Annotated in this window: 10 protein-coding genes; all 10 read right to left on the bottom strand. The window is 68.3% G+C overall.

Going from position 1 to position 11,606, the window contains the following annotated elements; all coding sequences use genetic code 11:
* Positions 1–153 precede the first annotated feature (153 nt).
* The 10 genes from ftsZ to mraY all read right to left on the bottom strand — a co-directional run bounded on the left by ftsZ (position 154) and on the right by mraY (position 11,606).
* The gene (gene ftsZ, locus F2Q65_RS04370; RefSeq protein WP_150090821.1) at positions 154–1,311 is read right to left on the bottom strand and encodes a cell division protein FtsZ; all 1,158 of its coding nucleotides are present in this window, start codon (positions 1,309–1,311) and stop codon (positions 154–156) included.
* Positions 1,312–1,385: 74 nt separating this feature from the next.
* Positions 1,386–2,609 (bottom strand): cell division protein FtsA, encoded by a 1,224-nt coding sequence (ftsA, locus tag F2Q65_RS04375; RefSeq protein ID WP_150090823.1) that lies wholly within the window; start codon positions 2,607–2,609, stop codon positions 1,386–1,388.
* A 5-nt stretch (positions 2,610–2,614) separates the two neighbouring features.
* Positions 2,615–3,439, bottom strand: a complete 825-nt coding sequence (locus tag F2Q65_RS04380; protein WP_150090825.1) for a cell division protein FtsQ/DivIB — start codon at positions 3,437–3,439, stop codon at positions 2,615–2,617.
* Complete coding sequence (locus F2Q65_RS04385) at positions 3,439–4,383, bottom strand: D-alanine--D-alanine ligase (RefSeq protein ID WP_150090827.1); 945 nt, start codon at positions 4,381–4,383, stop codon at positions 3,439–3,441. The genes F2Q65_RS04380 and F2Q65_RS04385 overlap by 1 nt, the downstream gene beginning before the upstream one ends.
* A complete protein-coding gene (murB, locus tag F2Q65_RS04390) occupies positions 4,373–5,299 on the bottom strand; it encodes a UDP-N-acetylmuramate dehydrogenase (protein ID WP_246155964.1) in 927 nt (308 codons plus the stop codon). The genes F2Q65_RS04385 and murB overlap by 11 nt, the downstream gene beginning before the upstream one ends.
* On the bottom strand, positions 5,296–6,726 hold the full coding sequence (gene murC / locus F2Q65_RS04395; RefSeq protein ID WP_150090829.1) for a UDP-N-acetylmuramate--L-alanine ligase: 1,431 nt from the start codon (positions 6,724–6,726) through the stop codon (positions 5,296–5,298). Before murC ends, murB begins: the two co-directional genes overlap by 4 nt.
* Entirely contained in the window at positions 6,723–7,886 is a 1,164-nt protein-coding gene (gene murG, locus F2Q65_RS04400) for an undecaprenyldiphospho-muramoylpentapeptide beta-N-acetylglucosaminyltransferase (protein ID WP_150090831.1), read from the bottom strand. The genes murC and murG overlap by 4 nt, the downstream gene beginning before the upstream one ends.
* A complete protein-coding gene (ftsW, locus tag F2Q65_RS04405) occupies positions 7,871–9,124 on the bottom strand; it encodes a putative lipid II flippase FtsW (RefSeq protein ID WP_150090833.1) in 1,254 nt (417 codons plus the stop codon). Before ftsW ends, murG begins: the two co-directional genes overlap by 16 nt.
* A complete protein-coding gene (murD, locus tag F2Q65_RS04410; protein ID WP_150090835.1) occupies positions 9,121–10,527 on the bottom strand; it encodes a UDP-N-acetylmuramoyl-L-alanine--D-glutamate ligase in 1,407 nt (468 codons plus the stop codon). The genes ftsW and murD overlap by 4 nt, the downstream gene beginning before the upstream one ends.
* Positions 10,524–11,606 (bottom strand): phospho-N-acetylmuramoyl-pentapeptide-transferase, encoded by a 1,083-nt coding sequence (mraY, locus tag F2Q65_RS04415; protein WP_150090837.1) that lies wholly within the window; start codon positions 11,604–11,606, stop codon positions 10,524–10,526. Before mraY ends, murD begins: the two co-directional genes overlap by 4 nt.

Consider the following 11,606-nt stretch of genomic DNA (forward strand, 5'->3'; position numbering starts at 1 on the left):
CATGTTAGGGTTTTCCCGAACCCTGATCAAGCACCAATTTGCTCATCGCCCAAAGCCGCTGACTTTGCTCGGTGGTTCCGCAGACTGATCACCTTGAGCAGGGGCCGGCGGATATCCCGGACAGGCCGGGTATCCCCGCTTCCGGCCCCGTCGTCAGTCCGCCTGCCGACGCAGGAACGCCGGGATGTCCAGATAGTCCAGATCCGCCGCCGCGGACTCGCTCTGCGCCGCAGCCGCGGGCTTGTTGCGAACATAGGCAGGCTTTTCCATGTCGTGGTAGTCCGGCGCCAGGGCCTCCTCGTCGCGGGTCGCGGTGTTTACCAGACGCATCTTCGGCGTGCTGCGCTGGGCCAGGCGGTCGCCCAGACCTGTCGCCACCACGGTCACCCGCAATTCGTTCTCCAGTTCCGGATCGATGACCGTGCCGACCACGACAGTGGCATCCTCGTCGGCGAAGTCGCGCACCGTGTTGCCCACCTCGTCGAACTCGCCGATGGACAGGTTCAGGCCCGCGGTGATGTTGACCAGGATGCCCTTGGCGCCGGCAAGGTCGATGTCCTCCAGCAGCGGGCTGTTGATCGCGGCCTCGGCGGCCTCCCGCGCGCGGTTCTCGCCACTGGCAGCACCTGTGCCCATCATGGACACGCCCATCTCCGACATCACGGTCTTGACGTCGGCGAAGTCGACATTGATCAGTCCGGGACGCGTGATCAGCTCGGCGATGCCCTGGGTCGCGTTCAGCAGGACGTCGTTTGCGGAGCTGAAGGCGCTGAGCAGGGTCATGTCCTTGCCAAGCACCTGCAGCAGCTTCTCGTTGGGGATGGTGATCAGCGAATCGACGTACTTGGCCAGCTCCGAGACCCCCTGCGCCGCCACCTTGCTGCGCTTGCCGCCCTCGAACGGGAACGGCTTGGTCACCACGGCCACGGTCAGGATGCCCAGCTCGCGCGCCACTTCGGCCACCACCGGCGCCGCCCCGGTACCGGTGCCACCGCCCATGCCGGCCGTGATGAAGACCATGTCGGAGCCCTCGAGGACCTCCTTGATGCGGTCACGATCCTCTTCCGCCGCCTTGCGTCCGATCTCCGGATCGGCGCCGGCGCCGAGCCCCTTGGTGATGCCCGAGCCGAGTTGCAGGATGGTCTTGACGGTGACGTTCTCGAGCGCCTGCGCATCCGTGTTCGCGCAGATGAACTCGACGCCCTCGATGTTTGCGGCCGCCATGTGGTTCACCGCATTGCCGCCACCGCCGCCGACGCCGATGACCTTGATGACCGCCGCCTGGGTCTGGGTATCCATGAGCTGAAACATAAATCTCTCCTCTATAGCCTTGTTCTACCAGAATGTTGATGGAAGCGATGCGTGTCGACTCGCTTGTCGATACGTCAGCCCTCCCCGCCGAACCACCGTCGCAGCCGCGCCCACAGGCCGGCCTGCTCGGCAAGGTCTGCGCCGGCCGCAAAGCGATGCTGCTGGGCGTAGAGCAACAGGCCGACTCCGGCGGAGTAGATCGGATCCGCGATGGTCTCTTCCAGGCCGGTGACGTACTGGGGCAGACCGAGGCGGACCGGCGTGTGGAACACCTGCTCGGCCAGTTCCAGCACACCGTTCATCTTGGCGCTGCCGCCAGTGAGCACGATGCCGCCGGCCACGCGATCCTCGAACCCGCTGCGACGCAGTTCGTTGCGCACCAGACTGAACAGTTCCTCGTAGCGAGGCTCGACCACCTCCGCCAGGGTCTGCCGCGACAGCTGACGCGCGGGTCGCTCGCCGATGCTCGGCACTTCGATGTTCTCGCTCACGCCCTCGGATGACAGGGCGCAGGCGTGCTGGATCTTGATCTCCTCGGCATGCTGGCGCGGTGTGCGCAGGGCCGCGGCGATATCGTTGGTGACCTGGTCGCCGGCGATGGGGATCACCTTGGTGTGGCGGATGGCGCTGTCGGTGAATACGGCGATGTCGGTGGTGCCGCCGCCGATGTCGATGACGCACACCCCCAGTTCCTTCTCGTCATCGCCAAGCACCGAGTAGCTCGACGACAGCTGCCCCACCACCAGATCCTCCACCTCGAGACCGCAGCGGCGGATGCACTTGATCATGTTCTCCGCCGCGCTGACGGCGCCGGTGATCATGTGCACCCGCGCCTCCAGGCGCACGCCGGACATGCCGATAGGCTCCCGGATCCCCTCCTGATTGTCGATGATGAATTCCTGCGGCAGGATGTGCAGGATCTTCTGATCCGCCGGGATGGCCACCGCCCGCGCCGCGTCGATCACACGGTCCACGTCGGCCTGCGCCACCTCGTGTTCCTTGATGGCGGTGATGCCATGGGAGTCCAGGCTGCGGATGTGGCTGCCGGCAAGGCTGGCGTAGACCGAGTGGATCTCGCAGCCGGCCATCAGCTCGGCCTCTTCCACTGCGCGCTGGATAGACTGCACGGTGGACTCGATATCCACCACCACGCCCTTTTTCAGGCCCCTGGAGGGATGGGTGCCGATGCCCACGATCTCGATGGTGTCATCGGCCTTGATCTCCCCCACCAGTGCGGCGACCTTGGAGGTGCCGACATCGAGTCCCACGACGAGATTTTTTTCGTTTCTTCTGGCCATGCCAGTCAACTCCGGGTCCGTATAGTGATTGAGGCCATGCGCTCCGAGCCGACCCCGACATTGGCACGGGGCAACCAGCGAACGGCGAATCCATTGCTGTAGCGCAGATCGATGCGGATCGGCATGCCGATCGCCTCCACCTGCGGATAGGCGGCGAGCAATCGCTCGAAGCGGGCCTCCAGATCATCCGTGCCGAGGTACAACTCGGTACCCCCCAACAGCTCGATGCTCCAGTCGCCACGGGCGTCCCGGGTCAGGCTGTCGATGATCAGGCCCAGCTCCGCCAGACGCCCATGCCAGCGCTGGAAACGACGAACGACCTCCGGCGCCATCTGGTCGGCGCCGTCCAGACGCGGTAACCCCGCCGGCAACAGGCCATCACGGGGCCGGAACACGACGCCGTCGGCGGTGACCAGGCCATTCTCGCCCCAGCGCGCCATGGCCTCGTGCTCGCGCACCGTGAACACGATGCGATCAGGCCAGACCCGCCGCACGCTCGCCTGCTCGATCCAGGGCAGATCCCGCACCTGATCGCGCAACGCCTGCAGATCCTGTGTCAGGATGCCACCCGAGATGTTGTCGACAATGGTCTGCTGCAGCGATTCCCGCGACAGGCCCCGCATCGTGCCCTCCACCTTGACGCCGCGGATGGGCAGCAATCGTGGCTCCCACTGCCAGGCGATGAAGCCGGCCGAGGCCAGGGTACCGAGGAGCACGACGGCGGTGACCAGCCGCGCCAGCAGCGCCCAGCGGCCCGGCAGCGACTCGGCGCCCGCCGACTCCGGCAGCAGCTCTGGCAATCCGCGCATGGCCACGGACGACAGCGGCATCACCGCGGCTCGCTCCCGCGCGGCGACGGTCGCAGACTGGTCTGCAGGATGCGCCCGCACAGGGTGTCGAAGTCGATGCCGGCGGCCTTGGCCGCCATCGGCACCAGGCTGTGGTCGGTCATGCCGGGCACGGTATTGACCTCCAGCAACTGCGCCGTCCCGTCTGCGTCCAGCATCAGATCCACCCGCCCCCAGCCGCTGCCGCCGACCAGGTCGAAGGCCCGCAGGCACAGGGCCTGCAGCGCGCGCTCATGCGCCGGTTCCAGACCGCAGGGACAGAGATAGCGCGTCGAGTCGGCCTGATATTTGGCGTCGAAGTCGTAGAACGCATGCGGCGTCTCCAGCCGGATCAGCGGAAGGGCCTCGCCCTGCAGGATGGCGCAGGTGTACTCCGGCCCCTGCACCCAGCGTTCCGCCAGCACCGCCTCGTCATACCGCGCCGCCTCGGCCCAGGCCGAGGCCAATGAGTCGGCATCGTCGGCCCGGGCCATGCCGATGCTGGAACCCTCGTTGGCCGGCTTGATCATCAGCGGAAACCCCAGGGCCTGCGCCCGCGGCAAATCTGCCGAACCATACAGCAAAGCAAACTCCGGCGTCGACAGGCCAGCACCATGCCAGATCAGCTTGCTGCGGTACTTGTCCATGCCGATGGCGGAGCCGAGCACGCCGGATCCGGTGTAGGGCAGACCGATGGTCTCCAGGGCGCCCTGGACCTGGCCGTCCTCGCCGCCGCGCCCGTGCAGGATGATGAAGGCGCGCTGGAAGCCCTCGCGATGCAACACCTCCAGCAGGTCCGCGCCCGGGTCGATGGGGTGCACGTCGATGCCGAGCCGCGTCAGCGCGGCCAGCACGGCATGTCCGCTTTTCAGCGAAATGGCGCGCTCGGCAGCCTGCCCTCCCATCAGCAGGGCCACCTTGCCAAAGGCATTCGGATCAAGTTTCATCGGCAAAGACCCCGACCCGATGCACCTCGGGTATCAGTTGGACACCGCAGCAACGCTCTACCTCGGTCTGTACGAGGCGGATCAGCCGGGAGATATCCCCGGCACTGGCGTCACCGGTGTTGATAATGAAATTGGCGTGCTTGGGCGAGACCTGGGCGCCGCCGATGCGCCGGCCCTTGAGCCCGGCCGCTTCGATCAGCCGCGCGGCATGGTCCCCCGGCGGGTTGCGAAATACCGAGCCACAACTGGGCAGGCCCGTGGGCTGGGTGGCGGCACGGCGTTCGAGCAGCGCCCGCACGGTGGCCTGGGCGGCGGCGGCATTGCCGGGCTCGAGCACCAGCTCCGCCTCCAGAAACCACTCTCCCGGCGGCATGGAGACCTGCCGGTAACCGATCTCGAACGCCTCCGGCAGGCGCTCGCGCACCTGGCCATGGCGGTCGAGGGTACGCACCAACGCCACCCGTGGCCAGGTCTCGCCGCCCCAGGCGCCGGCGTTCATGGCCAGCGCGCCGCCGATGGTACCCGGGATGCCGGCGAGAAATTCGATGCCCACCAGGCCATGACGCCCGGCCAGGCGTGCCGCCTGCGCACAGGCGACGCCTGCCTCCGCACGCAGTCGGTCCGGTGCAATCAGTTCCAGCGTCGTCAGGCATCCACGGGTCTGGATCACCGTGCCGGCGAAGCCCGCGTCGCTGACCAGCAGATTGCTCCCAAGCCCGAGCCAGAACAACGGCTCATCCTCATCCAGAGCGCGCAGAAAGCGGATGAGGTCGTCACGATCGGCGGGCCGGTACAGGCGCGCCGCCGGACCGCCGACCCGCCAGCTGGTGTGTCTGGCAAGGGGCTCCGCCAGGCGCAGTTCACCGCGCAAGGCCGCGCCCGACAGGTCGCCACCGAAGGTGCGCAGGGACATCATGCGCCGCCCCCCCAGCCCCAGCGCCGGGCCAGCCCCGCCGCCAGGACGCCGATGTCGCCGGCACCGGAGAACAGCACCAGGTCATCCTCCTGCACCAGCCGCTGCAGGACCTCGGGCACATCGTCAAGGGCCTCGACGAACACCGGCTCGACCCCACCGCGCTGACGCACCGCCCGCGCCAGGCTGCGGCCGTCGGCCCCCGGACGGGGCTGTTCGCCAGCCGGATAGACCTCGCACAACACCAGTACGTCGGTATCGGACAGCACCCGGGCAAAGTCGTCGAACTGCTCCTGGGTGCGCGAGTAGCGATGCGGCTGGAACACCAGCACCAGGCGCCGGCCGGGCCAGCTGCCGCGGGCTGCCGCCATGGTGGCGGCCACCTCGCGCGGGTGATGGCCGTAGTCGTCGATCAGCTGCAGCGATCGACCCTGCTCGGTGCGGGCCGCGGTGACGACGAAGCGCCGGCCGATGCCCTGAAAACGCGACAGCGCGCGCTGGATGGCCGTCGGCTCGACGCCCAGTTCCAGGGCGACCGCGATCGCCGCCAGGGCGTTGAGCATGTTGTGCCGACCCGGCAGATTCAGTTCCACGGACAGCGGCGCGCTGCCGTCCGCCCGGACGTCGAACAGCATCCGCGTGCCCTGCTGCCGGATATTGTCGGCGCGGATGTCCGCGTCCGCACGCGTGCCGTAGGTGCGCACCGGTCGCGCCAGGGTAGGCACCAGCGACGCCACCTCGTCGTCGTCCACGCACAGCACCGCCAGGCCATAGAACGGCAGATGGTGCAGGAACTCCACGAAGGTGTTTCGCAGCCGGTCGAAATCGTTGCCGTAGGTCTGCATGTGGTCGGCATCGATATTGGTGACCACTGCCATCACCGGCTGCAGGAACAGGAACGAGGCATCGCTCTCGTCCGCCTCCGCGATCAGGTATTTGCTGCTGCCGAGACGGGCATTGGTACCGGCGCTGTTGAGCAGCCCGCCGATGACGAAGGTCGGGTCCAGGCCGCCCTCCGCCAGCACGCTGGCGATCAGGCTGGTGGTGGTGGTCTTGCCGTGGGTGCCGGCCACCGCGACGCCGTAGTGGAAGCGCATCAGCTCGGCGAGCATCTCGGCGCGACGCACCACCGGGATGCGCGCCGCCCGGGCTGCGCGGATCTCGGGGTTGGCCTCGTCGATGGCGGTGGAGACCACCACGGCATCCACATCCCGCACCTGGCCGGCGCGATGGCCGATGAACACCTCGATGCCGAGCCGGCGCAACCGCTCCACCACCGTGCCGTCGCGCTGGTCGGAGCCTTGCACCTGGTAGCCGAGATTGGCCATCAGTTCGGCGACCCCGCTCATGCCGGCACCGCCGACGCCGACGAAATGCAGTCGGCGGATCCGCCCCATGTGGCTGGCGCTGTGGGTCAGGTGCGCCGTCATGACCGGCGCTCTCCGGCCTTGCCGGACCAGGTCGCATGACCCGGCATCGCGTCGCCCGACGCCCCGGCATCAGATACATCGTCTGCGCCAGCGAAACGCAGGCAGGCGTCGGCGATCACCGCCGCCGCATCCGTCGATGCCCGCGCCCGCGCAGCCTCGGCCATGGCCAGGCGCCGGGCCGGATCGGCCAGCAGCGCCGACAGCGACCCGGCGAGCCCCTCCGGGGTCAGGTCCCGTTCGATGATCAACTCGGCGGCGCCGGCGTCGCTCAGGAAGCGGGCATTGCCTACCTGATGATCGTCGACGGCATAAGGGAAGGGCACGAAGATGGCAGGCAGCCCCACCGCCGCCAGTTCCGACACCGTCAGGGCGCCGGCACGGCAGACGCAGAGGTCGGCCCAGGCATAGGCCTCGGCCATGTCGTCGATGAACGCGGTGACCTCCGCTGCGACGCCGGCATCCGCGTAGGCGCGCTCGGCCTCGTCCAGGGTCCGGACACCGGCCTGGTGCCGGACCAGGGGCCGCTGCGCCGCCGGCAACCGCCCAAGCGCGCAGGGGACCATCCGGTTCAGGGCCCGGGCGCCGAGGGAACCACCGATGACCAGCAGCCGGGGAGGCCCCGAACGGGCGGCGAACCGTTCCGCCGGCGGCGCCAGTGCCGCAATGCCGGCGCGAACCGGGTTGCCGCAGGCCAGCGCCCGCCGGCCCGGGGGAAAGCTGCCGGGAAAGGCCTCGAAGACGCCTGCAGCCAGCCTTGACAACCACTGGTTGGTCATGCCGGGCACGCTGTTCTGTTCCTGGATCACCAGGGGTCGCCCCTGAATGCGCGCCGCCAGCCCGCCGGGGCCGGAGACGAAACCGCCCATGCCGAGCACCACCTCCGGTGCACGGCGCCGGAACAGGGCCGTCGCCTGCAGCAGCGCCCTCGTCAGCTTCCAGGGGGCGGCCAGCGCCTGCCGCAGGCCCTTGCCGCGGATGCCTTCGATATCGATCCACTCGATGTCGAAGCCGTGCTGCGGCACCAGGTGCGCCTCCATGCCGGAGCGGGTACCGACCCAGAACACCTGGGCGCCCCGATCACGCAGGGCCTCGGCCACGGCCAGCGCCGGAAACACATGGCCGCCGGTCCCACCGGCCATCACGGCTATGCGCGCGACCATCGCCTGCTCCGCAACACCGGCTGCACGCGGCCGTTCGGGATGGGCTCGCCCTTGCGGCGGCGCAGTTCGAAATCGATCCGCAGCAGCACCGCCGCCATCATCACGGCGACGATCAGGGCATTGCTGCCGTAGCTCATGAACGGCAGCGGCAGGCCCTTGGTGGGCAACAGCCCGGTATTGACACCGACGTTGATGAAGACCTGCATGCCCAGCAGCAGACCGAAGCCGTGGGCCAGATAGCAGGAGAACAGTGCCCCTCGGGCATGGGCGCGGGCGCCGATGTCGAAGGCCCGCCAGACGATGAAGGCAAACAGCGCGATGATCAGCAGCACGCCGAGCAGGCCGAACTCCTCGCCGATGACCGCGAGCAGAAAATCGGTATGCGCCTCCGGCAGGTAGAACTGCTTCTGGATGCCATTGCCCAGACCGACGCCGAGCCATTCGCCGCGGCCGAAGGCGATCAGCGCCTGGCTCAACTGGTAGCCGGTGTTGTACGGGTCATCGAAGGGGCGCAGGAAAGAGGTCACGCGGGTCAGCCGGTACGGCTCCACCAGGATCAGCATCACCAGCAACCCCGCCACCGCCGGCACCAGCAACCCCAGGTAGCGCAGGTTGACGCCGCCGAGGAACAGCAGCCCCATCACCGTCATCAGGATCACCGCCGCAGTACCGAAGTCGGGCTGGGCCATGATCAGGGCGCAGGCGATGCCGATGGACACCATCGGCCGCAAGAAACCGGAGAAGCTGGTCTGCACCTCGAGCCGGCGTCGCACCATGTAGTCGCTGACGTACAGCGTGGCGAAGAACTTCAGCAATTCAGATGGTTGCAGACTGAACACCCCCAGCGGCACCCAGCGGGTTGCGCCGTTCACGGTCCGGCCCACCCCCGGCAGCAATAGCAGCACCAGCAGCGCGATGCCCAGCGCCAGCAGCCAGGGGGCGGCACGCTGCCAGGCATGCAGTGGCACAGCAAAACACAACGCCCCGCAGATCAACGCCAGGCCCAGGGCAAAGCCGTGCCGCAGCACATAGAAGAACGGATCGCCGTAATTGCGATCGGCAATCGGCATGGATGCCGAGGTGACCATGACGAAGCCGAGACCGAGCAGGAAGGCGACGCAGATCAGCAGACCCAGATCGAGCCCCGCCCCCAGCCCGTCCAGGCGTGGCTGATGGGGCGACTGGTGCCCTCGCGGCACGGCCCTTGCCGCTGGCCTGGTCGCCAGGATGGATGTCATGTCAGCCACCGCTCCACGGCGGCGGCGAAGAGCCGTCCGCGCTGTTGGTAGTCGTCGAACATATCGAAGCTGGCACAGGCGGGGGACAGCAGCACGCAATCCCCCGGCCGCGCCTGCGCCGCGGCGAGCCGGACCGCGTCGTCCATGTCGCGCGCATGCAGCAAGGGTACGGTTCCGGCCAGGGCGGCCTCAAGCCGCGGCGCGTCCCGACCGATCAGCACCACGGCGCGGGCGCTGCGGGCGACCACGACCGCCAATGCACCGAAGTCGGCCCCCTTGCAATCGCCACCGGCGATCAGCACCGCCCGGCCCTGCTCTGAGTGCGGAGCCGGACTCGGCTCCGGAGCCGGCACCAGCCCGTCAAGCGCGGCGGCGGTCGCCCCGGGATTGGTGCCCTTGGAATCATTGATCCAGCGCACGCCGTTTGCCTCCGCCACCAGTTCTCCCCGATGGGGCAGGCCGCGAAACCGCCGCAGCACCCGGCACATCGCCGCCGGGTCCAGGCCGCACAGGCCACCCAGCGCCAGCGCCGCCAGGGCGTTGGCCAGATTGTGCCGGCCGCACAGACGCAGTTCATCCACCGGCAGCAGCGGCGCGTGGCCGTCGTGGCCGGCGCGTACGATCCAGGGCCGGCCGTCGTGCACCGCGACACCATAGTCGCCAATCCGCTGCGGCGCCTCCAGTGTGAATCCCAGCTGGTCGGCCACGTCGTCCGCCAGCGCGGCCGCGACCGGATCATCGCGGTTGACCACGGCGGTCTTGGCGTGGGTGAAGATCCGTCGCTTGGCCGCGGCATAGCCGGCCAGGTCTCCGTGACGATCCAGATGATCCGGCGACAGGTTCAGCACCGTCGCCGCGCGCAGGGCCAGGCTGTGCGTGGTCTCGAGCTGGAAGCTGGATAGCTCCAGCACATAGAGTTCAACCCCGGCGTCCAGCAGGTCCAGTGCCGGCGCACCGAGATTGCCGCCCACGGCGACCCGTCGACCGGACTCGTCAGCCATCAGCCCCAGCAGCGTCGTTACCGTGCTCTTGCCGTTGGAGCCGGTGATACCCACCACCGGCGCCGTCGCGGCCCGCGCGAACAGCTCGATGTCGCCGATCACCGGCCGCCCGTCCGCAAGGGCCTGCGCCACCGGCGGCTCCGCCAGCGAAACCCCGGGGCTGAGTACGATCAGGTCCGCCGCGGCGAATGCCGTCGGGTCCAGGCCGCCGGGCATCACCGCGGCATCGGGCAGCTCGGCCCGCAATGTCTCAAGGCCCGGGGGGGCGTCGCGGCTGTCCGTCACCGCCACCCGATAACCCCTCGCCAGCAGCCAGCGGGCGCAGGACAGCCCGGTCTTGCCCAGACCGACCACCAGGACCCGGGAGCCCGCGGGAGGCAACGCTGTGGCATCAAGGCTCATCGGATCTTCAGACTGGCCAGGCCGATCAGCACCAGCACCACCGTGACGATCCAGAAGCGCACGATCACCCTTGGCTCCGGCCATCCCTTCAGCTCGAAATGGTGATGCAGCGGCGCCATGCGCAACAGTCGTTTGCCGGTGAGCTTGAACGAGGCCACCTGCAGCATCACCGACAGGGTCTCGAGCACGAAGACCCCGCCCATCACCATCAGGATCAGCTCCTGCTTGGCCACCACGGCAACCACACCCAGGGCAGCGCCGAGGGCCAGCGCGCCGACATCGCCCATGAACACCTGGGCGGGATAGGTGTTGAACCAGAGAAAGCCCAGACCGGCGCCGGCGATGGCACCGCAAAAGATCACCACCTCACCCACATCGGACACATAGGGGATCTTCAGGTAATCGGCGATGCCGACGTGCCCGGCGGCATACACCATGATGCCCAGCCCGCCGGCGACCATCACCGTCGGCAGCACGGCGAGGCCGTCCAGGCCATCGGTCAGGTTCACCGCATTGCTGCTGCCGACGATGACCAGGTAGGCGAACAGGATGAACAGCGGGCCCAGCTGCAGGCTCACGTCCTTCAGATAGGGCACCAGCAATGCCGTCTCGCCGGGGGTGGTGGCGGAGGCATACAGATAGATGGCTGCGGCCAGGCCGGCCACCGTCTGCCAGAAGTACTTCCAGCGCGCGGCCAGGCCCTTGGGATCGCGCAGCACCAGTTTCTTGTAGTCATCCACCAGGCCGATGACACCGAAGGCCATGGTGGTGATGAGCACCACCCAGACGAACCGGTTGCCCAGATCCGCCCACAGCAGCGTGCTGACGGCGATGGCCACCAGGATCAGCGTGCCTCCCATGGTTGGCGTGCCGGCCTTGGAGAAGTGGCTCCTGGGGCCGTCATCACGGACCGTCTGGCCGATCTTGTAGCTGCTGAGCCAGCGAATCAGCGGCCGGCCGATCACCAGCGAGATGACCAGCGCGGTGAGGACCCCGAGGATGGCGCGCAGGGTCAGGTAGCGGAAGACGTAGAAGCCGCTGTTGTACTCGCCCAGCCAGTCTGTCAGCCACAGCAACAT

Origin of the sequence: Thiohalocapsa marina, assembly GCF_008632335.1 — a bacterium.
In the GTDB taxonomy this organism is placed as follows: domain Bacteria; phylum Pseudomonadota; class Gammaproteobacteria; order Chromatiales; family Chromatiaceae; genus Thiohalocapsa; species Thiohalocapsa marina.